Annotated in this window: 21 protein-coding genes; 8 read left to right on the top strand and 13 right to left on the bottom strand. The window is 69.6% G+C overall.

The features are described from left to right. The first annotated feature begins 76 nt into the window (after window positions 1-76). Window positions 77-1,627, top strand: a complete 1,551-nt coding sequence (locus G4D83_RS07800) for a trypsin-like peptidase domain-containing protein (protein WP_163864048.1) — start codon at window positions 77-79, stop codon at window positions 1,625-1,627. Window positions 1,628-1,739: 112 nt separating this feature from the next. On the opposite strand, the gene G4D83_RS07805 is transcribed toward G4D83_RS07800, so the two are convergent. Together G4D83_RS07805 and G4D83_RS07810 are read right to left on the bottom strand one after the other, a co-directional pair. Further along, window positions 1,740-2,390 carry a YdcF family protein gene (locus G4D83_RS07805; RefSeq protein ID WP_163864049.1) on the bottom strand — a complete coding sequence of 217 codons (651 nt, stop codon included), beginning with the start codon at window positions 2,388-2,390 and terminating at the stop codon, window positions 1,740-1,742. Between the two features lie 43 nt (window positions 2,391-2,433). Then, window positions 2,434-3,828 carry an outer membrane protein assembly factor BamB family protein gene (locus G4D83_RS07810; protein ID WP_163864050.1) on the bottom strand — a complete coding sequence of 465 codons (1,395 nt, stop codon included), beginning with the start codon at window positions 3,826-3,828 and terminating at the stop codon, window positions 2,434-2,436. 149 nt (window positions 3,829-3,977) lie between these two features. Here G4D83_RS07810 and G4D83_RS07815 point away from each other — a divergent pair, with 149 nt between their 5' ends. Together G4D83_RS07815 and G4D83_RS07820 are read left to right on the top strand one after the other, a co-directional pair. Beyond that, window positions 3,978-4,361 carry a hypothetical protein gene (locus G4D83_RS07815; RefSeq protein WP_176434416.1) on the top strand — a complete coding sequence of 128 codons (384 nt, stop codon included), beginning with the start codon at window positions 3,978-3,980 and terminating at the stop codon, window positions 4,359-4,361. A gap of 111 nt (window positions 4,362-4,472) precedes the next feature. Further along, window positions 4,473-5,024 carry a hypothetical protein gene (locus tag G4D83_RS07820; protein ID WP_163864052.1) on the top strand — a complete coding sequence of 184 codons (552 nt, stop codon included), beginning with the start codon at window positions 4,473-4,475 and terminating at the stop codon, window positions 5,022-5,024. Here the strand turns inward: G4D83_RS07820 and G4D83_RS07825 are convergent. From G4D83_RS07825 to G4D83_RS07840, 4 genes are all read right to left on the bottom strand, one after another. Next, a complete protein-coding gene (locus G4D83_RS07825) occupies window positions 5,003-5,857 on the bottom strand; it encodes an endonuclease/exonuclease/phosphatase family protein (RefSeq protein WP_163864053.1) in 855 nt (284 codons plus the stop codon). The two genes, G4D83_RS07820 and G4D83_RS07825, sit on opposite strands and share 22 nt — an antisense overlap. Before the next feature lie 85 nt (window positions 5,858-5,942). Continuing rightward, window positions 5,943-6,566, bottom strand: a complete 624-nt coding sequence (locus G4D83_RS07830) for an MXAN_6652 family MXYO-CTERM-anchored protein (protein ID WP_163864054.1) — start codon at window positions 6,564-6,566, stop codon at window positions 5,943-5,945. Between the two features lie 167 nt (window positions 6,567-6,733). After that, window positions 6,734-7,213 carry a hypothetical protein gene (locus tag G4D83_RS45940; RefSeq protein WP_240356203.1) on the bottom strand — a complete coding sequence of 160 codons (480 nt, stop codon included), beginning with the start codon at window positions 7,211-7,213 and terminating at the stop codon, window positions 6,734-6,736. Between the two features lie 152 nt (window positions 7,214-7,365). After that, complete coding sequence (locus G4D83_RS07840; RefSeq protein ID WP_240356204.1) at window positions 7,366-8,028, bottom strand: hypothetical protein; 663 nt, start codon at window positions 8,026-8,028, stop codon at window positions 7,366-7,368. A gap of 268 nt (window positions 8,029-8,296) precedes the next feature. Between G4D83_RS07840 and proS the strand changes: the two genes are divergently transcribed. Then, on the top strand, window positions 8,297-9,730 hold the full coding sequence (proS, locus tag G4D83_RS07845; protein ID WP_163864055.1) for a proline--tRNA ligase: 1,434 nt from the start codon (window positions 8,297-8,299) through the stop codon (window positions 9,728-9,730). 71 nt (window positions 9,731-9,801) lie between these two features. On the opposite strand, the gene G4D83_RS07850 is transcribed toward proS, so the two are convergent. Both G4D83_RS07850 and G4D83_RS07855 read right to left on the bottom strand, forming a co-directional pair. Further along, window positions 9,802-10,662: a caspase family protein gene (locus tag G4D83_RS07850; RefSeq protein WP_163864056.1), complete on the bottom strand. Its 861-nt coding sequence runs from the start codon at window positions 10,660-10,662 to the stop codon at window positions 9,802-9,804. Between the two features lie 90 nt (window positions 10,663-10,752). Then, window positions 10,753-11,997 (bottom strand): adenylate/guanylate cyclase domain-containing protein, encoded by a 1,245-nt coding sequence (locus G4D83_RS07855; protein ID WP_163864057.1) that lies wholly within the window; start codon window positions 11,995-11,997, stop codon window positions 10,753-10,755. A gap of 99 nt (window positions 11,998-12,096) precedes the next feature. Between G4D83_RS07855 and G4D83_RS07860 the strand changes: the two genes are divergently transcribed. From G4D83_RS07860 to G4D83_RS07875, 4 genes are all read left to right on the top strand, one after another. Beyond that, the gene (locus G4D83_RS07860) at window positions 12,097-12,621 is read left to right on the top strand and encodes a metal-dependent hydrolase (protein ID WP_163864058.1); all 525 of its coding nucleotides are present in this window, start codon (window positions 12,097-12,099) and stop codon (window positions 12,619-12,621) included. Window positions 12,622-12,624: 3 nt separating this feature from the next. Next, the gene (gene thpR, locus G4D83_RS07865; RefSeq protein ID WP_163864059.1) at window positions 12,625-13,179 is read left to right on the top strand and encodes an RNA 2',3'-cyclic phosphodiesterase; all 555 of its coding nucleotides are present in this window, start codon (window positions 12,625-12,627) and stop codon (window positions 13,177-13,179) included. Window positions 13,180-13,242: 63 nt separating this feature from the next. Continuing rightward, window positions 13,243-13,872 carry a YiiX family permuted papain-like enzyme gene (locus tag G4D83_RS07870; RefSeq protein ID WP_163864060.1) on the top strand — a complete coding sequence of 210 codons (630 nt, stop codon included), beginning with the start codon at window positions 13,243-13,245 and terminating at the stop codon, window positions 13,870-13,872. A 73-nt stretch (window positions 13,873-13,945) separates the two neighbouring features. Continuing rightward, window positions 13,946-16,003 carry a MopE-related protein gene (locus G4D83_RS07875; protein ID WP_163864061.1) on the top strand — a complete coding sequence of 686 codons (2,058 nt, stop codon included), beginning with the start codon at window positions 13,946-13,948 and terminating at the stop codon, window positions 16,001-16,003. A gap of 12 nt (window positions 16,004-16,015) precedes the next feature. On the opposite strand, the gene G4D83_RS07880 is transcribed toward G4D83_RS07875, so the two are convergent. The 5 genes from G4D83_RS07880 to G4D83_RS07900 form a co-directional block, all read right to left on the bottom strand. Continuing rightward, window positions 16,016-16,783, bottom strand: a complete 768-nt coding sequence (locus G4D83_RS07880; protein ID WP_163864062.1) for a methyltransferase domain-containing protein — start codon at window positions 16,781-16,783, stop codon at window positions 16,016-16,018. Between the two features lie 59 nt (window positions 16,784-16,842). Next, window positions 16,843-19,062 (bottom strand): WD40/YVTN/BNR-like repeat-containing protein, encoded by a 2,220-nt coding sequence (locus G4D83_RS07885; RefSeq protein WP_163864063.1) that lies wholly within the window; start codon window positions 19,060-19,062, stop codon window positions 16,843-16,845. Window positions 19,063-19,226: 164 nt separating this feature from the next. Continuing rightward, a complete protein-coding gene (locus G4D83_RS07890) occupies window positions 19,227-20,009 on the bottom strand; it encodes a hypothetical protein (protein ID WP_163864064.1) in 783 nt (260 codons plus the stop codon). Between the two features lie 193 nt (window positions 20,010-20,202). Continuing rightward, window positions 20,203-20,958: an ABC transporter ATP-binding protein gene (locus G4D83_RS07895; RefSeq protein WP_163864065.1), complete on the bottom strand. Its 756-nt coding sequence runs from the start codon at window positions 20,956-20,958 to the stop codon at window positions 20,203-20,205. Continuing rightward, window positions 20,955-21,833, bottom strand: a complete 879-nt coding sequence (locus G4D83_RS07900) for an ABC transporter ATP-binding protein (RefSeq protein WP_163864357.1) — start codon at window positions 21,831-21,833, stop codon at window positions 20,955-20,957. Before G4D83_RS07900 ends, G4D83_RS07895 begins: the two co-directional genes overlap by 4 nt. Window positions 21,834-21,839: the final 6 nt, after the last annotated feature.

Consider the following 21,839-nt stretch of genomic DNA (forward strand, 5'->3'; position numbering starts at 1 on the left):
CGGCGAGGCCCGGCGCATCCGATGGACGACTTTCCGCACCATGGCAGCGCGGCGTTGATGCGAGGGGAGGCACGCGATGAAAGCAAGCAGACGCGCGGTGGCCGTGGGCCTGGTCCTGACACTCGCGGGCTGCCGCCGCGGGCAGGACGAAGCCCAGCCCGCTCCTCCGCCAACCGCTGAGCAGGAGTCCGCCGCCACGCCCTCGCCCGAGGTGGCCCCGGACAGCGCCGCTCCCGCGAAGCAGCCGATGCCGCCGGACATGCGCGGGGCGCTCGCGTCCATCGCGCCGCTGGTGGAGTCGGTGAAGTCGGCCGTCGTCAACGTGGAGGTGCGCGAGGCCGCCCCCGCGCGTCGCTCGCGCTCCGGCTCTCCGTGGAATGGAGATGGGCGGAGCTCTCCGTTCGGCGGAGGCATGCCCGGCATGCCCTTTGGCTCTCCCTTCGAGGACCCGCGTGACGAAGGCCCGCGCCAGGGCCTGGGCTCCGGCTTCGTCATCGACGCGCGGGGGTTGGTGCTCACCAACAACCACGTGGTGGCGGATGCCACGGAGATACGCGTCCAGTTTCCCGACGGGCGCGAGATGGACGCGAAGGTGCTGGGGACGGACCCGCTCACGGACGTGGCGGTGCTCCAGCTCCAGGGCGACGTGAAGGGGCTTCCGGTGGTGAAGCTGGGAGACTCGGACGCGCTGCGCGTGGGCGACTGGGTGGTGGCCATCGGCAACCCCTTCGGGCTCGCCTCCAGCGTCAGCGTGGGCATCCTCTCCGCCAAGGCCCGTGACATCCAGGTGGGGCCGTTCGACGACTTCCTCCAGACGGACGCCGCCATCAACCCGGGCAACTCCGGCGGGCCGCTGTTCAACCTCCACGGTGAGGTGGTCGGCATCAACACCGCCATCATCGGACAGGGCTCCGGCATCGGGTTCGCCGTGCCCAGCTCACTCGTGAAGGAGCTGCTGCCGCAGTTGGAGAAGAAGGGCGCCGTCACGCGGGGCTGGCTGGGCGTCGCCGTGCAGGATTTGACGCCGGACCTGGGCGGAGCGCTGGGCGTGGCCAAGGGCGAGGAGGGCGCCATCGTCACCGAGGTGAACGAGGGCACGCCGGCCGCCGACGCGGGCCTGAAGCCGGATGACATCATCGTCGCGGCGGGAGGACGCCCCATCGCCTCGGGTCGCGCGCTCACGCGCACGGTGGCGCTCAAGGCGCCGGGCTCGGAGCTGCCGCTCACCGTCTATCGCGATGGGAAGAAGACGGAGCTGAAGGCGAAGCTGGGCACGCGGCCGGACCTGGAGGGAGTGGCCTCGCGCAAGCCGCCGGAGGAGCACGCGGAGCCGCCGCATCAGCGCGTGGGCTTGAGCCTGTCGGACATGGACCCGAGGCTCTCGCGAGCGCAGGAGCTGCCTCGCGCGGGCGCGCTGGTGACGGACGTCGTGCCGGGCTCCAGCGCCGAGCGCTCCGGGCTGATGCCGGGCATGGTGGTGGTGGAGGCGGGCGGTCAGCCGGTGCGCCGCGCGACGGACCTGGCGCGCGTGCTGAAGGAGTCCACGCCGGGAGAGCCCGTGCTGCTGCGCGTGGCAGTTCCCGGAGGTCGGCGCGAGCTGCGCGCACTCACTGCGCCAGAGTCGTGACGACGTCCACGTGGCGCGGCGGACCGTGCCGGAGGTCGGCGCGAGCTGCGAACTCACAGCACCAGAATCGTGACGACGTCCACGTTGCGCGGCGGATGGACGCGGCCCACGTTCAGGGAGCCGGAGCCGCTCCGTCCCCAGGCGCGCGAGCCCACAGCACACGCGGATGCAGCAACAGCGCGATGGCCTCGCGCACCGTCCAGTAGAAACGGTCCACCCAGTGCAGGTTGCGCTCGGTCTCCAGCGCGGGGCTGGTGCTCACCTCGAAGCCATTGAGCCGGAAATACTGTCGCGCGCGCAGCAGGTGATACGGGTCCGAGACCACCACCACGCGCCGCGCGCCCAACTCACGCAGCAGCTTCGCCGTCAGCCGCGCGTTGTCGTCCGTCGAGTGGCTCTCCTCCTCCAGCACGCACGCCTCCTCGGGGACGCCCAACCTCATCGCGAGCGCGAGCATCGCCCGCGCCTCCGAGGGTGGATGCACGCCCACGCCTCCGGAGAAGACGAGCCTGGGCGCCACGCCACGTCGGTACAGCTCTACCGCCTTCTCCGTGCGTGCCCGCAACGCTCCGGACGGGACACCTCCCGCCAGCACACGCGCGCCCAGCACCACCACGGCGTCGGAGGACTCCACGCGCTCGCGCTGCCCGAAGCGGTCCACCGCCCACGCGAGGCCGAACACGCCACACGTCACCACGCCCACGGACACCACGAGGAGTCGACGCGCGCGTCCCGGCCGCGCCCTCAGCGAAGTTGGAGGCACGCGCTCCACGTTACCCGCGAGCCGCCCCGTTCGCCGATTTTCCTCAGGGCTCGAAGCCTCCGAGGAACAGCTCCTGCCCCCCGCCCTCGGGCTCGCTCAGCACTCCCGTCCCGAAGTCCATCGAGGAGCGACGCGCGCCCAGCAGCGCACTCGCGCCCTTCCTCGACGACGAGACGAAGCAGCGCTCCGCGAAGGAGTCCCCATCCCCCGATGGCGCCATCGGGAAGCCCCTCGCCCAGCGCAACGCGCCGTCCACGCGGTCCAGCTTCACCAGGAAGAGGTTGAGGGCGCCGCCCGGTGCACCGACCACGGGGCCCGCGCCCAAATCGTCACCGTGCGCGTAGCGGCCCACGACGGTGACGCCGTCGTCCTCGTCCGTCGCGAGGTCCAGTCCCTCGAAGCCGAAGGTCCGCAGCCAGCGCGGGGTGCCCTCGCGGTCGAACGCTGCCACGAAGGCCTCGCTGCCACCCGGCTCCGCCGCGTGCGTCCGCGCCTCGAAGGTGAGCGGCGCGAAGAACGCACCCGTCACGAGCACGCGGTTGCCATGCACCGCCACCCCGGTGGCCCCACCTGCCCCCGTGTCGAGCCGCTGCTCCCACTGCGCCCGCCCGCGAGCGTCCAGTTTGACGAGGAACGGCTGCGAGTCGAGCGCCACCGGCGAGCGCGGCGGGTGCAGCAACCCCGTGACGTAGAGGTGTCCCTCCGGGTCCGCCGCCACGCCCGAGGCCTCCCCCGGCTCCTCGTGCGCATACGTCCACAGGTAGCCGCCCTTCGCGTCCACCTTCACCAGCGCGGGGACTCCGCCGAGCTTCGCGTCGGGCAGCGTGCCCGCCAGCACCACGTTGCCCAGCAGGTCCGTCTCCACGCGCCGGAGGACGAAGTCGGGCGAGACGCCGAGCGCCCCCAGGCTCCGAGCCCAGAGGAAGTCTCCGTCCCGCCCCAGCTTGAGCAGGAAGCGCCCCGCTGGCAGCGGCCCGCCGCCCAGGTCCGCGCCCTCCGGATTGCGACCCGCGACGAGGACATGCCCGCGCGAGCTGACGGTGACAGCCTCCGCGAAGCCTGGCAGGGAAGTGGACCACATCCGCTCGCCGCCCGTGCCGTACTTCGCCACCCCGAACCGCTGGGATGAGGGAGCACCGGAGCCTGGCACCAGCAGCGGCCCGAAGAGGTCCGCCACCGCCGCCTCCGAGTTCAGCGCCAGCACCACGTTGCCACGCGAGTCGTGCGCGAGCCCCGCGGCGCTCTCCCGTCCCGCGCCGGTCAGCGAGCGCAGCCAGCGCGTCCTTCCCGTCAGCGGCTTCTCCTTCAAGGAACTCGCGGCGGCGGGCGGCGCCTCCACGGAGGGGCTCGGAGCCGCCAGTTGCTCGGGCCGCTCGCAGGCCACGGCCAGCAACACCCACGCCCAGCAGGCTCCCCAGCCCCGTGCGCCATGAGACATCGCGTCGTGCCCCCACCCGCCTCATGGAAACTCGAGGAAGCGACGGCAGGGTGGGGATGCGACAGGACGAGCGCGAGGTGCCCTCAGGTCCGAGAAGATGGCGCGCCGCTGGACGGCGAGCCCGTGCGTGGGCTCCAATCCCCCGGGTGATGACCCAGGACGAAGTGACGAAGGTGCTGGCCGAGGCGGAGTTGGTGCCGTGCGCGGAGATGGCGCTGGCGGACGCCCGGCGGCTGGTCGATGCATGTCTGGAGGCGGACGTCCCCGCGCTGGTACACCGCGAGGCGTGCGCGAAGCCCGGGTGCAGCCCGAAGTTCCAGGTGCTGGTGCGTCCCGAGGACGGCGTGCGTGTGGCGACGCTGCTCCAGCAACGTTGGATGGACAGCATCCAGCGCGAAGGCGTGCTGGCGGACGGCGCCTCGCCCTTCGTGCTGCCCGCGACGGAGGACGGTGAACCTCCCTGCCCCGCCTGCGGCACCGTGGCGCCCCTGGTCGCGGGCGCCTGCGCCGACTGCGGTCTTCAGCTCGAATAGCAGGCGGGCGTCGTCTGCGAGCGACGCTGTCGCACCCTATCCTTCCCGGGGAAGCCGGGACGGAATCCCCCGAGCGCGGCCCCGCGCGGGGTCTGGCAGTGGAGGACACGGATGGAAGTCAAAGGCGTGGCGTTCCTGGCTCGGCAGCAGATGGCGGTGCAGTCCCACGGTGAGCAGGCGTGGAAGGACTTCATCGCGGACATCAAGAAGCGCGAGCCCGTCTTCACCCTGCCCATCCTCCCCGTCACGCGAATCCCGGTGGACGCGTTCCTGCGGTTCAACGAGGAGCTGCTCCAGCGCTTCTACTCAGGAGACCCCAACGCGTGGTGGCAGTTCGGAATCAAGTCCGCCGAGTACGCGCTGGGCCAGGGTCAGCTCAAGGCGATGTTCAGCCCCGGGGACTTCCGCCGCTTCCTCTTCTTCACGCCCGGCATCTGGAAGGGCTACTTCACCGAGGGCGAGCTGGAGGTGCTGCCGGGCCAGGGCCACACGGACCTGCACATCATCAAGGTGCCCAAGCCGCACGTGTACTTCGAGCTGTCGGTGATGGGCTTCGCGTGGGGCGGCCTGACGGTGCTCGGCGCGAAGGACCTCAAGCACGAGGTCCTCAAGGGCTACACCCGGGGAGACCCGGACGTGCTCTATCGCTTCAACGTGAGCTGACCTTCCGCGGCGGCGGGAGGCAGCACGTCCAGCCGAAGGTCCGCGACAACGGGGTAGTGGTCCGACGCGGAGACCTTCAGCACGCGGCTGGCCACGGGCGTGAAGGCCTCGCAGGCCAGCACGTAGTCGATGCGCAGCGTGGGAAGGAACAGGGGCATCGGGTAGGTGCCCCTCGCTCCACCAGTGGCGGCGACGACGTCGCGCATGTCACGGCGGAGCAGGCGCACCGAGTGCGAGTCCGGGTCGTCGTTGAGGTCTCCCAGGAGCAGGCGTGGCCGGGAGTCCTGGGCGAGCAATCGGGCCACGTACGCGCTCTGGCGCAGGCGCGTGGCGTTGTTGAAGGGGCGGCGGATGAGGTGCGTGAGGTAGACGCTCACCTCGCGGCCATCCACGGAGACCACGGCGTGCGCGAGCGTGCGCGGCTCCGAGCCCGAGGGCACAGGCAGCGGGTACTGCGCGAGCGTCTCCAGCGGGAAGCGCGAGAGGATGGCGAGGCCATAGGCGCCGCCGTGCAGGTCCGTGGTGCGGAAGTGGGCGCGGTGAGGCAGGCCCGTGAGGCGCGAGAGGGCCTCCACCTGGTCGATGCCGCCGGCGCGCGTGGAGCCGACGTCGACTTCCTGGAGCGCGACGAGGTCCGGCACGGAGGCGCGGATGACGCGGGCCACGCCGTCCAGGCCTCGGGCACCGGACTGGATGTTGAAGGTCATCACCCGCAGCGTCCCCGGCTCGCGGTGCACGGCGGCGAGCGGGACTTCCGGGGGCAGGAGACCGGGGCCTGTCGCACACGCGAACGGCCCCAGCACGAGCAGCAGGGAGAGGAGGCGGAGGTGCATGGAGAGCGAGGGCGGGATGTTAGGCCGCTCCGTCGCCCCCTGTCTCCCCGCCCCCTCGGTGCCTGATTGAGGAGCAGCCGACCGCTTACGCGTCGCGGCGACGCAGACGCGCGCCGAGCAGCATCAGCACGGCGCCCAGCAGGGGCGCGCCACCGGCCGCGGCGCAGCCACCGCCGTCGTCCTCTTCACCACCACCGCCACCGTCGCCGACCTTCACCTTGAGCGTGGTGACGGCGGAGGCGTCACCGGTGTCCTCGCCGTTGCCGTTGGTCGAGTTGCCCGCGCCGAACAGGGTGAGCGTGGTGCCGGTGGACGGGGCGACGAGGGTGAAGTCGAAGCGCACGGTGCCGCTGGTGAAGGGCTTGGGCTGGGTGTGGGTGATCTCGCCGGAGACCTTCTTCGAGCCGGTGCCGGGGTTGAGGGTGCCCGCGCCATCCAGGGACACGTCGAAGCCGCCGCGAACCGCGGGGCCGCCGGTGATGACGAAGGCGTAGGTGCCCGTCTGGCCGGGCTCCAGGGTCGCGGGGCCCTCGATGGACACGGTGGGCACGGCGCCACCGATGGAGTGGCACATCGAGCTCGCGCACGTCAGCGAGCTGTCCTTGCCGCTGTAGCCCGTCTGGCCAGTGGCATAGGCGAAGGCGGAGCCGGAGACGAGGCACGCCGTCAGCGCACCAGCCACTCCGAGAGACGGAAGAATCGACCGCATGAAGCCTCCAGGTGGGAACACCCGTGGAAAAATGGAGAGCACTACATAGCGCGATGCGCCAACGCTTCCCAGCATCCCCCAGGGTGTGACGCTCGCGTTGCATCCCCGCGAGACGACTCCAGATTCCCGGTACAAAGGGTCCGCGGCGACCCGTGATGCCTGCCTGCTCACGGGTGATACGGATACCGCTCCACGCGTCCATCAGGAGAGACCGCGTACAGCTCGAACCAGTCGGTCTCGAGTTGGACGCCGGGGCCAAATCCCGGGCACAGGTCCACGCGTCGGTTGACGCGAACGAAGTGCCAATCGTCCTTGCGCGCGACGAGCACCTCCAAGGCGCGGGGTGAGAACGCACACGAGCGCCCGGCCTCCTTGGGAAAGTGCTTCAGCACCTGCGTCAGCACGGAATGCGCGGCGAGGACCGCGGACCCATCCAGGGTGGCCAACGGCTGAAGCTCTTCCTCGGGCCAGGGGATGGCTGACCTGGCTCCGAACCCGGCATCCGTCGTCCCCGCGTCGGCCCGCGCAGGTCCTGGCGCGACGACACGAACTCCCGCGTCCAGCTCCCCGGCATCCGCGCGAGGAGGGAGCGCGCCACCATCTGCCAGCAGCGAGACGAACAGGATGACGAGCTGCGGATTGGGCATGGCGCACCTTCTACGGACGCGGCGACGAAGAACAGTCCGGCAAGGCTCCCCCAGGCAGGAAGGAGCTGGGAGGACGCGGACGACAAGTGGCCTCGAACCGCCAGCGATGGGTCGCATCATCCCACGCGTACACCTCGCCCACCTGATTCCATTTATCGAGGCGCGGACGGATATCCGGTCACGAGCCAACCCCACGCGGGAATCAATTGTCCGTTGGAATCACGGGCCAGCTTCCCACTCGAAGTGGTGCCGTAGGCCACCATGGTCCAAGCGCCATCTCCCACTTTGGCGAAAGGCCAGACGGACAGGTCCTGGCCGCTGATGCCCGTTCCACATGGATGGTTGTGGGCATAACCAAAGACAGGCAGCTCCCCCTGGAAGTCCGCATCCGTCACGCCACCGAAGGGTGGCACGCACGCATCCATCGAACGCTGCGTGTTCCGGATGGGCCACGACACGCGCCAATCCTCGGGAGTCCGGTAGATGGCGAGGCAATATTCCGAGGCATCCGCACGAGGCCGCTGGCTGTTCGCATCACAGGCGCCCATCGCGCCCGGCAAGGCCATCAACGCGTGGAGCGCCGGCAGCACGAGGTCATCGGGCACACTGGCCACCTCCGACACCACGGCTGGCACCTCGGGCCAGGGCCCCGGAGCAATCGTCAGCGCGTCGTCCTTCTCCAGCTTCGGTAACTCCGAGTGCAGGTAGTACCGCCGAGAGGCAGCGCACCCGATCCCCACCCCGAGCAGGAGCAGGTAGGCATACCTACCACCCCACTTCACCCAGCTGGTGCTTGGAGAAAGGAAACGGGCCATGAGGCCCCTTCATAGCAGTACCGCCCGCGCGGCCTCGGCCCGCGAGCCGGCGGAACGACGCGCGCCGTGCCTCGCGCGCACCCTGCTCCCGTACGTCTCCGTGACACACCACCACCTGCTTCGTGTCCCATGCGAGGCCCCCACAGCGTGAACGACCTGTCCGGGGACGAGCCGAGGGACGTCCTGGGACGACGGGAGCGTTGATTTCCGGGTGGCCCCAGCGTAGGCAACCGTCCTCTTTCAACGACTTTGAAAAGGTGCTCAGCACATGGCCGATAAGCTCACGCCCCGAGAGAAGGGCTTTTCCGAGTGGTACGTCGACCTGGTCCAGAAGGCGAAGCTCGCCGACTACTCGGACGTGAAGGGCTGCATGGTCATCCGTCCCAACGGCTACGCGCTGTGGGAGAACATGCAGCGCGTCCTGGACAAGATGTTCAAGGACCTGGGCCACAAGAACGCCTACTTCCCGCTGCTCATCCCCGAGAGCTACCTCAAGAAGGAAGCCGAGCACGTCGAGGGCTTCAACCCCCAGCTCGCCGTCGTCACCCACGCGGGCGGCGCCAAGCTCGAGGAGCCCTACGTCATCCGACCCACGTCGGAGACCATCATCAACCGCAGCTTCGCCAAATGGGTGCAGAGCTACCGGGACCTCCCCCTGCTCATCAACCAGTGGGCGAACGTGATGCGCTGGGAGATGCGCACCCGCCTGTTCCTGCGCACCACCGAGTTCCTCTGGCAGGAAGGCCACACCTGTCACGAGACGGAAGAGGACGCGGAGAAGGAGACGCTCCAGATGCTGGAGGTCTACCGCACGTTCTCCGAGGACTACATGGCCATGCCCGTGATGACGGGCCGCAAGTCGGAGTCGGAGCGGTTCGCCGGCGCCCTGCGCACCTACAGCATCGAAGCCATGATGCAGGACAAGAAGGCGCTCCAGGCCGGCACCAGCCACAACCTGGGCCAGAACTTCGCCAAGGCCTTCGACACCAAGTTCCAGGGTCGCGACGGCCGCGAGCACTTCGTCTGGCAGACGTCCTGGGGCGTCTCCACGCGCCTCATCGGCGGTCTCATCATGACCCACTCGGATGACTCGGGGCTCATCGTCCCGCCGAAGCTCGCCGCCACCCACGTGGTCATCATCCCCATCTTCGGCAAGGCGTCCGACACGGAGAAGGCCCAGGTCCTGGAGAAGAGCCACGCGCTCGCCGCCGACCTGCGCAAGTCCGGCCTGGGCGTGGTGGTGGACGACGACGACAGCAAGGGCCCCGGCTTCAAGTACTTCGAGCACGAGCTGGTGGGCACCTGCGTGCGCATCGAGATTGGCCCCAAGGACCTGGCCAAGGGCACCTGCGTCATGGTGCGCCGCGACTTGAAGGTGAAGGAGTTCATCCCGCTGGGCGAGGCCGCCGCCAAGGCCCAGTCCATGCTGGACCAGATGCAGAAGGACCTCTTCCAGAAGGCCAAGACGTTCCGCGACGAGCACACCTTCGAGGTCAACTCCTACGAGGAGATGAAGGAGAAGGCGGACGCGGGCTTCCTGCTCGCCCACTGGAACCTGGACGCCAAGGTGGAGGCGCGCATCAAGGAGGAGACGGGCCTCACCACGCGCAACCGCCCCTTCGCGCTCAAGCAGGAGCCGGGCAAGTGCGTCGTCACCGGTGAGGACTCGCCGGGCCGCATCGTGTTCTCCAAGGCGTACTGAGCCTTTCGCGCGAGCACTGATTCACGACGAGGGCCGTGGAGGGACTCCATCAGTCCCCCCTCGGCCCTCTGTCACACCTCGAAGGGCGTCTCCCGCTCGAACTCGCGGCTGGGGACTCCGACGATGGAGTAGTTGGGCGACTGTATCGGCGGCATGCGCCGGACGATGCGGCGGTGGAACGTGCGGTGGCTGCCCCGGAACTTCCCGCTGTTGTAGACGCGCAGCAGGTTCGCGGTGAACAGGCCGTTGAAGGCTCCGTCGCTGGAGAGCTGGTTGTCCTGGCACCCGGAGATGAGCAGCACCGTCGCCTTCGTCCTGGCGATGGGGTCCTCCTTCGGCAGGCCCGCCATGATGTCGTCGTAGAAGGCCTTGTTGTCCCGGTACGTGCGCAGGGCAATCGCCGTGGGCAGGTCCTTGAAGCGCCGCTCCCCCGGCGACGGGTCATGCAGCGTGTCCGCCAGCATCTCCAGGCTGCCGCTGCTCCTCAGCGCCGAGTACGCCACCCGGCTCACCGTGCCGCTGTGACAACTGTCGGAGAACATCAACACGCGCACGCCCTGCTTCAGCTTGGACAGCGCGAAGTGGATTTCGTCGTCGATGAGCTCTCCGTCGAAGAGCACCCACGTCTCGTCCTGCGCGTCCGACTCGTCGCTGTTGCGGTCCGGGAGCTGCCCGCCGTGTCCGGAGTACGAGAGCAGGAACAAGTCCCCGGGTTGGAGCACGCGGGATGCCTCGTCCAGCTCCTTCAGGATGCGGCCCCGCGTCGCGTCCCGGGTGAGCACCTTGCGCACCGTGGAGAACTTCCGCTCCTTCGCGATGGACTCCATGTCCTCCGCGTCCGCCTCGCAGGCGGTGAGCGTTCCATCCCAGCCCGCGTAGTGCGCCGGGTCCACCGAGTTCAAACCGATGTTCAACGAATATCCCTGAGCCATGAGTGACACTCCTCCTGTCACCGGAGGGAGCGCGGGACATCCAGGTGTGAGCACGGGGGCATCGAGCCTCCCCGCTCGGCCCGCGTCCGCTCAGCCCACCTCGCGCAGCGCCTGCTTGCCGGGGACGAAGGTGGCCACGGGCTCGGCCTTGCCCGCGACGGGCAGGAGTTCGGCGGGCTCGAAGCGCAGGGACGCGTCGTCCTGGCAGAAGCGGCGCGTGGCCTCCGACACCAGCATGGGCACGCCCACCTTCTTCGTGAGCCCTTCAATCCGGCTGGCCAGGTTCACCGCGTCGCCAATCACCGTGTACTCGCGCCGCTGCGAGCTGCCCACGTCCCCCACGACGACGCGCCCCGTGTGGATGCCGACGCCGATGCGCAGCGGCTCCTCACCGCGCGCCACGCGCTCCGCGTTGAGCGTCTCCAGCGCCTCCAGCATCGCCAGCCCACACGCCACCGCGGCCTTCGGGTGCCCCGGCAAATCCAACGGCGCGCCGAAGTACGCGAGGATGCCGTCGCCAATGAACTTGTCGAGCGTGCCTCCATGGCGGAACACCACGTCCACCATGCGCGACAGGTACTCGTTGAGCAGGGCCACGACTTGAGGGCTGTCCAGGCGCTCGGACATGGAGGTGAAGCCTCGGATGTCGGAGAACAACAGCGTCACCTCGCGGTGCTCGCCGCGTCCGGCCTCGGTGCCGTGCTGGGCAATCTGACGGGCGACCTCCGGAGAGAAGTAGCGCCCCAATCGCTCCAGCCGCACCTCCTCTTGCGCCACCTGCGTCACCAGCCCCAGCACCTGCCGGCTGATAAAGGCCGCCGCGAGCGCGCCCAGCGTCAGCACCAGCACCATGCCCGGCAGGAACGACTGCCACTCCACCTGGGCCTGGAACACCAGCATCTTCTCCAGGCCGATGGCGACCACCGTGGCGAGCACGACGATGACTCGCGACAGCGTCACCAGCGACACCAGCACCACGAGCACGATGTACACGCCCAGCGTCAGGAGCGCGGTGGGCACCGCGTTGTCGTTGCCCGCCGTGCCGATGGCCAATGACTGGAGGGCGAAGACAGCGGGCATGTCCAGGAAGACGAGCCCGAGCGCCGGACGCCGTCCCAGCCGGGGGAAGCGCCGCGCGCCGGCCCACAGCAGCACCGCCAGCGCCAGGTACGCGGCGAGCACTCCAATCGGCGTGCGCCAGTCGAACAGCCACGACATCACCAGCCAGCTCGCCGCGCCCGCCGCGCGGACCCGGTTGAGCCACTCGCCCACCTGCGCGCGCCAGCCCTCCAAGCGTCGCTGGAGCGTCTCCTCGACATGGGAAAGCATCCGCATCAACCCGCTACGCTAGCCCACCCCACCACCACCCTCCAGGGACGCACCGGCATGCGAGCCTCCAGGCCCGCCTGCGGTATCTTCCGCCCCAGGTCATTCATGGCGAGCATCGGTCACGTGGCGGTGGGCATGGCCCTGGGGCGGTACGAGGCGAACGGCGGGTCGACCCGTCGACTGCTCGCCTCCATGGCTCTCTTTTCAATGCTGGCCCTGCTCCCGGACGCGGACGTGGTGGCCTTCGTGTTCCGCATTCCCTATGCGGCGCCGTGGGGACACCGGGGCGCGTCACACTCGTTCGTGTTCGCGGCGGCGGTGGCACTCATGGTGGCCGCGGTGGCGAAGTGGGCGAAAGCGCCTGTGGGACGCTGGGGTGGGCTCGCGTTCCTCGCGGTGGCGAGCCACGGGCTGTTGGACTCGCTGACGGATGGTGGCCTGGGCGCGGCGCTGCTGTGGCCCTTCTCGAACGCGCGGCTGTTCGCCCCCGTGCGTCCCCTGCCGGTGTCACCCATCGGCGCGGGCATGCTGTCGTCGCGCGGCCTGTACGTCGTCGGCGCGGAGCTGCTCGCCTTCATCCCCTTCTGGGCCTACGCGCTCTGGCCGCGCCGGTCCGCGAGAAAGTCCTGAGTCATGCGCCTGTTCACCGCCGTCACGCTGGGGGCCACCATCGAGGCCCGGGTCGCCTCCGAGATGAAGCGGCTGCGACAGCTCGCCAACCACGCCCGCTTCGTGCGAGTCGAAGGCGTGCACCTCACGCTCGTGTTCCTGGGCGAAGTGGAGTCCTCGCGACTGCCCGCCATCCGTGAGGCGCTCGCGTCGGTGGGTCCCCGGCATGCACCGTTCACACTGTCGGTGGGCGAAGGCGGCACCTTCGGGACACCCACGCATCCGCGCGTGCTCTGGGCGGACGTGCACGGAGAGACCGACGCGCTCAAGGCGCTCCAGGCGGACACTGCGGAGCAGTTGCTGCCGCTCGGCTTCGAGTCGGAGTACCGCGACTACGCGCCCCACCTGACGCTGGCCCGGAGCTCCGCGTCCTCTGGAGACCCGGCGCTGCTCCAGTGCGTGAAGGCGCTGTCCGGTACGGACCTCGGTGAGGGACGCGTGGACCGGCTCGTCCTCTTCGAGAGCCGTGGCCCGGAGTACCACCGCGTGGCCGAAGTGCCGCTGACGCGTTCCGCATAACACTGGCATCGGGACTGCACTCAGCGTGCGCTGGCGCGACAAGCGCTGGAAAGGACAGGGTCCATGCGGTGGCTCGTGCTGTGGGGGGTGTGGCTGTGGGGACTCGGCGCGGTCGCCGCGCCTCGGGAGGGACTGGAGGCCAATCTCATGACGGGGGACGTCGTCCTGCACACGTCGCGCTCGCGGCAGTCGAAGGCCATCCAGGCGGCCACGCACAGCCCGCTGTCCCACGTCGGGCTGGTGGAGGTGACGAAGCAAGGCATCTTCGTGGTGGAGGCCGTGCAGCCGGTGCAGCGCGTCCCGTTCGCGAAGTGGAAGGCGCGCGGCGTGAAGGGCCACATCCTCGTGCTGCGCCCCAAGGGACTGACTGTCGAGCAACGCCAGCGCGCGCTCGATGCCGCGAAGGCCCACCTGGGCAAGCCGTATGACTGGCTCTTCGGCTGGGGCGACGAGGCGATGTACTGCTCGGAGCTGGTGCGCAAGGCGTACGCGCGGGGCGCCGGCGTGGAATACGGCACCCTGGAGACGCTGGGCTCGCTCGACGTCGCGGGTCTGGAGCAGCAGATGCGACAGCGCTACGGCACCCAGGTTCCGCTGGAGCAGGAACTGATAACGCCCGCCAGCCTCGCGCGTGATTCTCGGTTGATGGTGCTTCACTCGGATTTCCCGAGCGAGCGCGCCCCGGGGCCTTGAATATCCACGGGTGTATTCAACCCCGACGCGGAGAAGGTGAGCCGGGCCCGGAAGCACGGGTACAATTCGGGGCATGCGACGACTCCTGCTCGCCATCCCCCTCATCCTCCTCGCCGGTTGCAAGAAGGAGGTCACCCAGGGCGCCGTGAAAATCACGGTGACCTACGACCGCTTCCTGCCGGGATGCCTCCGAGTGGAGGCGCTCGACGTGGCCAGCGACAAGCGGCGCGTCAAGGACGTCGTGGACGCGGAGGTGAAAGGGACTCGCGCCGACGGTGGCAGCATGACGGTGGCGCTGGTGCCGCCCCTGGACTGGGGAGCGTCCGTGGAGGTGCGGGCCACCGCCTTCGAGAAGTCCTGCGATGGGAAGGCGGTGGTCTTCGACAGCGAACTCGTCACGGTAGCGGTCGACACCGTGCCGTCCGTCACGCTGTCCCTTCAGGCCGAGGACAAGGACCAGGATGGCTACGTCTCGGTCAGCAGCGGCGGCACCGACTGTCGGGATGATGTGCCTGGCATCAATCCCGGAGTGACGGAGCTGTGCAATGACATGGACGACAACTGCGATGGCGTCAGCGACACGGACTACTTCCAGTTGGGTCAGGCCTGCACGGCGTCGGTGGACTGCGTGGGTGTGTTCCGCTGCAACCTGACGGACCGCGTCCAGTACTGCGACACCCCGCCCAGCAGGAACGTGTATCGGGACGAAGACGCGGACGGCCACGGGAAGAAGGACTCCGTGCCCCTGGTCGTCTGCGGCAACACGCCCACCGGCTACGTCAACGGCACTCCAGATGACTGCAACGACACGAACCCCAACATCCGTCCGGGGCTCACCGACCTCTGCGACACCGTGGACAACAACTGCGACGGGGAACTGAACGAGGGCTTCCCCACGCTCAACATGTCGTGCTCGGATTCGTTCCAGTGCCCTGGGACGAACCAGTGCAACGGCATCCAGACGGCGGTGGAGTGCGTGACGTCCTCGGTGGCCACGTTCTGGTCCCTGGACGAGGACGGTGACGGCTTCGGGAGCACCACTGGCGCCGTGCAGTCCTGCGTGAAGCCCGAGGGCCCCTACGTCGCGAACAACACGGACTGCAACGACGGCAACCCGCGGACCTATCCCGGCGCGCCCGAGCTGTGCGACGACCTGGACAACGACTGCGATGGCCAGAAGGAGGCCCAGAGCGTCTGCCCGGGTGGAGTCGCTCCCGCCTGGACCAGCAGGGACGTGAGCAACGGGGGCGCGAGGGACTGGTACTCGGCCTCGTCCTGGACCCGTGGCGGCGTCTGGGTCGGGGGTGAAGACAACCGTCGCGCGCGGATGGCCCCAGGAGCAACCGCCTTCACCGTCGTGACCGCGGGCTGTGGCGCCAACGACACGGAATGGCGCAGTGTCTGGGCCGACCCCACCAACGGTCGCGGATGGTTTGGCGCGGAGGGCGGCAAGAAGGCCTACCAGGAGCTGAATGCCTCGGGCTGCACCCAGACCCATGATGACAACAACCGGGTCCATGGGCTGGTGGGACTGAGGACCGACAACGTCCTCACTCTCTACGGAGCCGCCAGCAGCTCCGCGGCCAACGAGGGCTCGGCCTTCCGTTGGAATGGCGAGGGCACGGTGGAATACAACGCGCCCACCAACACCATCGGCTTCGTTTATGACGTCCACGGCACCAGCCCGAACCGCCTGCTGTTGGTCGGCGGTCCCTCGAACGGGGCACGCGTCTACCGCTTCAACCCCAGCAACAACGAGTGGGCCTCCGAGAACGCGGAGACCAACAACTCGAGTGCGCGCGCCCTCCAAGGCGTCTGGGTGGTGAACGACCAGGTCGCCTTCGCGGTGGGTGATTCAGGGACCGTCCTGAGGAAGCTCGGCGACAACGCCTGGGTCAAACAGGATTTCCCCAACACCCACAAACTGACCTCGGTCATCGCCTTCGGCGCCGGGTCCGCCTACGCCACCTGCGCCGCCGGCCACATCTACCGAGCCACCGGCACGACGTGGACGCAGATCCACTCGACCAACCCCATCACGCAGCTCAACGACATCACGGGCACGGGCCCCGACGACCTCTGGGTCGTGGGCAACAACGGGCGCATCTACCGCTGGCCCGCCTGGCCGTAGTCACCCAGGGCCTCACCCGCCGCGCCGTGCCACCACGAACCGGCGGGTGAACAGGAACGGAGTCCCCCGCGCATGAGCGGGGTACGCACCGCGCAAGCGCGGCCCCAGCTCGTCCAGGAACGCCTTTCCCTCCTCCGTGCCGAGCGCCGCCAGCACCGGCCGCAGCGTCGTCCCCAACAGCCACTGCAACACCGCGTCCTCGCCCGGCAGCAGGTGCAGGTACGTGGTCTCCCACGCATCCACCGTCATCCCCTGCCCCGCCAGCAGCGACTCGTACGTCTCCAGCGTCTCCACGGGCCGCTTCCTCACGGGCGCAAGCGTCCGGGCGAAGCGCGGCAGCGCCTTCACCTCGTCCACGAGCCGGTGCGAGGGCGCATCGAAGTTGGCCGGCACCTGGAAGGCCAGCACGGCGGCCGGCGCCAGCTTCTCCACCAGTCGCCCCATCAGCGCCACATGGTCCGGCACCCAGTGCAGCGCCGCGTTCGACACCAGCACGTCCAGCGGCACGGGAGGCGTCCACCCCGCGAGGTCTCCCACCTCGAAGCGCACGGTGCCCGGCGCGGGACGGCGGCGCGCCTCCTCCACCATCTCCACCGAGGAGTCCACGCCGTACACCGTCGCGCCGGGCCACCGCTCGGCCAGCACGCGCGTCAAATCCCCCGTCCCGCACCCCAGGTCGGCGACGTGCGTCGGCGCGTCGGCGTCCACCCGCGACAACAGCTCGAAGAAGGGCCGCTTCCGCTCATCCCGGAAGCGCGTGTACTGCGACGGATCCCACATGCCAGCCTCCCGGCGGCGTGCTCGCGCCGCGCACCGGAAGGTCTAACCCACCCACCCGATCAGCGCTTGATGCGCAGCACCTGGAAACCATTCCCCGCGCTTCCAAAGCCGCTCACGTTCTCCATCCGCACCACCAGCTCCCCGGAGGGCAACACGCCCCACACGTCCGCGCGCGCCAGGTCGGCCCCGCTCATCCGCTCGTGGCGCCGCGCCTCCTGCCATGTCCGCGCATCTCCGCTGGTGAAGAGTCGGGCGGAGACGTCACCCGGCGCCTGCACGTCCCCCGCGCTGGACCAGGCCGTCCCCAGCACCCAGCCACCACCGGGCGCGGCGACCAGCGAGTACGCGGGCCCCGGCAACTCCCGCACCGTACTCACCCGGCCATCCGCATACAGACGCAGCAGCTTCGGATGCTCGGGCTCGAACAACGTGGACTGCCCGAGCAGCAACGAGCCATCCGCCATCGCCACGCCCGCCACCGCGTTCGCCCCGTAGCCCTGGAGCACCGTCGTCCACGTCCGTCCCCCATCCGTGGAGCGCAGCACCGCCGCCTGCGTCTTGTTGCTGCCCATCATCGCCCACAGCGCCCCCGTCACCGGGTCCGCGACGAGCGCATAGCCATGCCGGTGCGCGGTGAGCGTGGAGCGCACGGACCAGGTGGCTCCGCCATTCGTGCTCGCCCACACCCGCACCGGCGCGGAGGCCGAGGTGAAGGTCTGGTACTCGAGGAAGAACCACGCGCCGCCCAGCTCCGCGAAGCTGCGCGGCCCCATCGCCCGGTAGCTGCCCAGGCTCACCTCGTCCTTCCACGTCAGCCCGCCATCCGTGGAGCGCTGGAGGGAGTACGCGCCGCCGTGGCTGGCCACCGCCACCAGCGTCCCGTTCGTCATCGCCGCCAGCGTCCATAGATTTCCCCCACCCTGTCCGCGCGCGGCCCAGCTCACCCCTCCATCCGTGCTCGCCATCAACCGCGAGCGGTCGCCGCCGGCCGCGAGTCCATACAGCGTGCCCGCGCCATCCACCGCGAGCAGCTCGTGGCTCGCGCCCGCGCGCACCAGCTCCAGCGTGAAGGGGTCTCCAGAGGGCTGCTCGTCCAGCGCCATCGCCACCCGCGACACGGTGCCTCGCGAGCTCGCGTCCACCGCCTCGCCGTACAGACACGGCGCCTCGGCGCTGCCCTCCGGCAGCACGTCCACCGCGTTGGGATAACCCTTGAACGTCACGTTTCCGGCGAGCGTCACCGCGTCGCCCAGGCCGCCGTCCGCCCCGAGGACGCGCACGCGCAGCTCGGTGTGTTGATTGAGCACCCGCATGCGGTTGTAGAAGATGTACAGCGTGTCGCCGACGCGGGTGGTGGCCGCCTGGAGCGCCCAGTCGCCCGTGCCCTCCACCAGCTTGCGCGGCCCGAAGGACGTCCCGTCGAAGCGCCGGTAATACAGCCGCTCCGTCTCGTCCTTGTAGACCAGGTGCATGCCACCCTTGCCGTCCGCCACCGCGCTCAGCGCCGCGCCATGGTAGATGCCCTCGGAGAAGGCCTCGCGCACCGGCCCCCACGTGTCCACCGGGTCCGCGTCGGAGCGGATGCGCATGCGCGTGGGCACGAAGCCGTCATGCATGGCGTAGACGAAGACGAGCTTCGTCCCCACGCTCAGCAAGCGACCGCCGCCGCGCCGGTTGACCCTGTCCAGCACCTGGGGCGCCCCAAAGCCCTGCCCGCCGTTGGTGGACACCGCCACCACCGCGGTGGAGCCGCCATCCACCTCCACCCGGAAGGCCTGCACCCAGAAGCGCCCCTTCGAGTCGCGCGTCAACAGCGCCCGCGAGTAGCCCGTGCTGTCATCCGCCGCGTCCAGCACGCGCACCGCCGGCTCCGGCTGCCACGTGTCCGCCGAGGACTGGTAGCGCCACCACTGGAACCAGACGTCATGCCGCCGCGAGGGCGCCAGCTGCGGGCCCTCGTACGAATAGACGAGCGCCACGTCCCGCCCCACCGCCACCAGCTCCGCCCGGTCCGTGTGCGTGGAGTCCGGCTGGATGTCCCCCACCCGCCGCACGGTGCGCAGCCCGTCCTCGGAGCGGTACAGGACCAGCCCCCTGCCCTCCGAGCCACCGTGCTGGATGGCCACCAGGAGGCTGGGAGGACGACTTCCACCCGTGTCGACGTGAACGATGTGGCGCTGCGCCGGGAGCGTCAGGGCATTGCCCCCGCTCACCGGAACCAGCGCCGAGCCGCCCGCCGCCACTACCGCGGCGAGCAAGGCCCCAGCCAGCCCTGTCATGAATCCCTCCCTGAAAGCCCAGGGGGGACAATGTGGGCGACAGTGCGAAGAAGGAAGCCGCCCCGCACCCACGGGGCGCCCCATTCCTTCTCAAGTGAACGGGGCGCCTGTCAGCGGGTGCACGCTCACGCGAGCGCGGCCGTGCACCCTCGAAGCCCGCGAGACTACTTCGTGCGGCGCTTCTTCGCCGGAGCGGCCACGCCCGCGTCCACCGGACCCGCGTCGGGAGCAGTCGCCTCGACCGCGGCGCCCTCCGCGCCCACGCCCGCGTCACCCACGCCCGCGTCGGCGCCCGCGGCACCCGCGCGCTGAACGGCCGGAGGCGGGTTGATGAGCTGGAGCGAGCCGAGGAAGCCGTCCGCCGCCGGAGCGCCGATGCTCGGGTTGAAGAGCACCAGCATGGTGTAGAGGCGCGGGCCCACCAGGTAGTTGCGCGCGCGCACCTCGCCGTTGGGCGAGGACACCGTGTAGGACTTGCCGGGGTAGCCGTCGAGCGTCAGCTCCTGCTCGTTGCTGACGGTGCCCTTGAGCTGGTTGGTGAGGCCGTCGCGGCCCTCGTTCAGGAACGCCTCGGGCGGCCGGCTGGCGACGACCTTCTCCGGGTAGTCCGCGATGCTGACCGAGTAGATGACGCCCTCGGGCGTCTGCAGCGAGTAGGCCGCCGTGGACACCTCGCCCGCGGGGATGTTGACCTTCTGGCGCTGGACCTGGGGCTGGCCCGGCATCTTGACGTTGAAGCCTTCCTCGGCGCTCACGTCGGTGAGCTGCGGGGCCGCGGAGGCCGCCGGGTCTCCGCCCGTCTCTCCACCCTCGTTGGGCAGCTCCTCAATCGTGGACGACGCCTCACCGGAGTTGGCGCTGCTGTCGGTCTTCTGCTGACTGACGCACGCGAGGGAAATCAGCGCGAGGGTGGCAATGGAGGCAAGGAGGCGGGACAACGAAGGCATGGGCGCGCTTCCTGAAATGAGTTTTGGGAGGGTTTGAACGCGGTGCGTCGGACGACGCTAGACGAACTGCTCGACTTCTGACTACCCGAGATTCCATCCCCCGCCAGTTTCCAGGTGTCACCAGGACCCCGGAACCGTCGGCGGCAGGACGGACACAGTGCGCCCGGAGGCGGAAAATCGGCCTTCCGGGAGACTACTCGCCCAGATAGGCGCGACGCACCTCCGCGCTCTCCAGGAGCGCCTTGCCAGGGCCGGCCATCACCACCTCGCCCGTCTCCAGCACGTAGCCGTAGTGGGCGGAGTTGAGGGCCAGGTGGGCGTTCTGCTCCACGAGGAGCACGCTGACGCCCGCCTTGTTCACGTCGCGAAGGGTGCGGAAGATGGTCTCCGTCACCTGGGGCGCGAGGCCCAGCGAGGGCTCGTCCAGGAGCAGCAGCTGGGGACGGCTGAGCAGCGCGCGGGCGATGGCCAGCATCTGCTGCTCTCCGCCGGACAGCGTCCCGGCCATCTGGTTGCGCCGCTCCTTGAGCACGGGGAAGAGCGTGAAGTTCTTCTCCATGTCCGCGCGGATGTCCGCGGTGTCCCGACGCAGGTACGCGCCCAGCTCCAGGTTCTCCAGCACGGTGAGGTTGGGGAAGATGCCGCGCCCTTCCGGCGCGTGCGCCATGCCCCGGGGCACCAGCTGGTGCGCCTTGAGGGACGTGGTCTCCTGCCCGCCGAAGTGGATGCGGCCCGCGCTCGCCTTGAGCATGCCGCTCACCGCGCGCAGGGTGCTCGTCTTGCCCGCGCCGTTGGCGCCGATGAGGGCGACGACTTCACCCTTGCCCACCGACAACGACACACCCCGGAGGGCTTGGATGGCGCCGTAGTGGACCTTGATGCCCTCCACCGTCAGCAGGGGAGCAAAGGCCTGGCGCTCGCCCAGAATCTTCACCTGCGCGTCGCTCACGCCGCTCCTCCGTGGCTCTCCAGGTAGCTGTCACCCAGATACGCCTCGATGACCTTCCGGTCGCTTCGCACCTCGGCCGGAGCGCCTCGGGCAATCGTCTCACCGTGGTCCAGCACGGTGATTTGCTCGCAGATGCCCATCACCAGCTTCATGTCGTGCTCAATCACCAGCACGCCCAGCTTGAAGTCGTCGCGCAGCTTGCGGATGAGGACCATCAGGTCCGCCTTCTCGCGCGTGTTCATGCCGGCGGCGGGCTCGTCCAACAGCAGCACGCGGGGCTGGCTGCCCAGCGCACGCGCGATTTCCAGCCGGCGCTGCTCGCCGTAGGGGAGGTTGCGCGCCTCCTCGTCGCGGCGGTGCGACAGGCCCATGACCTCCAGGAGGTGCTCGGCCTGCGCCGTCAGCCGCCGCTCCTCGCGCTGGAAGGACGGGGTGAGCAGGAGCGCCTTCCACCAGTCCGCGTAGTTGTGGCCCGCGTTCACCAGCTTCGCGCCCAGCCCCAGCCGGGACTGGTGCAGCGCCGTCTGCGCGCGGCAGGCCACCTTCACGTTGTCCAGCGCGGTGAGCGCGCGAAACAGGCGGATGTTCTGGAAGGTGCGCGCCACGCCCAGCAGGTTGATTTGGTGCGGCTTGCGTCCGTTCACCTTCGTGTCCCGGACCAGCACCTGACCCTGGGAGGGCTGGTACACGCCGGTCAGCACGTTGAACGCGGTGGACTTGCCCGCGCCGTTGGGGCCGATGAGCCCCAGGAGGTCGCCCTGCTGGATGGAGAGGTGGAAGTCCGTCAGCGCCTTGAGGCCGCCGAACTGGATGCTCACCCCATCCGCCCGCAGGAGCGCGGGAGGAGACTTCGTGTCTGGCGAGGCGGGGGCCACCGGCTG

Source organism: Myxococcus eversor (assembly GCF_010894455.1).
GTDB lineage: Bacteria > Myxococcota > Myxococcia > Myxococcales > Myxococcaceae > Myxococcus > Myxococcus eversor.

Bases quoted from the DNA above. Each gene is read 5' to 3' on its own strand.
- G4D83_RS07800 (WP_163864048.1), top strand. From the start codon at position 77: ATGAAAGCAAGCAGACGCGCGGTGGCCGTGGGCCTGGTCCTGACACTC.
- G4D83_RS07810 (WP_163864050.1), bottom strand. From the start codon at position 3,828: ATGTCTCATGGCGCACGGGGCTGGGGAGCCTGCTGGGCGTGGGTGTTG.
- G4D83_RS07815 (WP_176434416.1), top strand. From the start codon at position 3,978: ATGACCCAGGACGAAGTGACGAAGGTGCTGGCCGAGGCGGAGTTGGTG.
- G4D83_RS07820 (WP_163864052.1), top strand. From the start codon at position 4,473: ATGGAAGTCAAAGGCGTGGCGTTCCTGGCTCGGCAGCAGATGGCGGTG.
- G4D83_RS07825 (WP_163864053.1), bottom strand. From the start codon at position 5,857: ATGCACCTCCGCCTCCTCTCCCTGCTGCTCGTGCTGGGGCCGTTCGCG.
- G4D83_RS07830 (WP_163864054.1), bottom strand. From the start codon at position 6,566: ATGCGGTCGATTCTTCCGTCTCTCGGAGTGGCTGGTGCGCTGACGGCG.
- G4D83_RS45940 (WP_240356203.1), bottom strand. From the start codon at position 7,213: ATGCCCAATCCGCAGCTCGTCATCCTGTTCGTCTCGCTGCTGGCAGAT.
- G4D83_RS07840 (WP_240356204.1), bottom strand. From the start codon at position 8,028: ATGGCCCGTTTCCTTTCTCCAAGCACCAGCTGGGTGAAGTGGGGTGGT.
- proS (WP_163864055.1), top strand. From the start codon at position 8,297: ATGGCCGATAAGCTCACGCCCCGAGAGAAGGGCTTTTCCGAGTGGTAC.
- G4D83_RS07850 (WP_163864056.1), bottom strand. From the start codon at position 10,662: ATGGCTCAGGGATATTCGTTGAACATCGGTTTGAACTCGGTGGACCCG.
- G4D83_RS07855 (WP_163864057.1), bottom strand. From the start codon at position 11,997: ATGCGGATGCTTTCCCATGTCGAGGAGACGCTCCAGCGACGCTTGGAG.
- G4D83_RS07860 (WP_163864058.1), top strand. From the start codon at position 12,097: ATGGCGAGCATCGGTCACGTGGCGGTGGGCATGGCCCTGGGGCGGTAC.
- thpR (WP_163864059.1), top strand. From the start codon at position 12,625: ATGCGCCTGTTCACCGCCGTCACGCTGGGGGCCACCATCGAGGCCCGG.
- G4D83_RS07870 (WP_163864060.1), top strand. From the start codon at position 13,243: ATGCGGTGGCTCGTGCTGTGGGGGGTGTGGCTGTGGGGACTCGGCGCG.
- G4D83_RS07875 (WP_163864061.1), top strand. From the start codon at position 13,946: ATGCGACGACTCCTGCTCGCCATCCCCCTCATCCTCCTCGCCGGTTGC.
- G4D83_RS07880 (WP_163864062.1), bottom strand. From the start codon at position 16,783: ATGTGGGATCCGTCGCAGTACACGCGCTTCCGGGATGAGCGGAAGCGG.
- G4D83_RS07885 (WP_163864063.1), bottom strand. From the start codon at position 19,062: ATGACAGGGCTGGCTGGGGCCTTGCTCGCCGCGGTAGTGGCGGCGGGC.
- G4D83_RS07890 (WP_163864064.1), bottom strand. From the start codon at position 20,009: ATGCCTTCGTTGTCCCGCCTCCTTGCCTCCATTGCCACCCTCGCGCTG.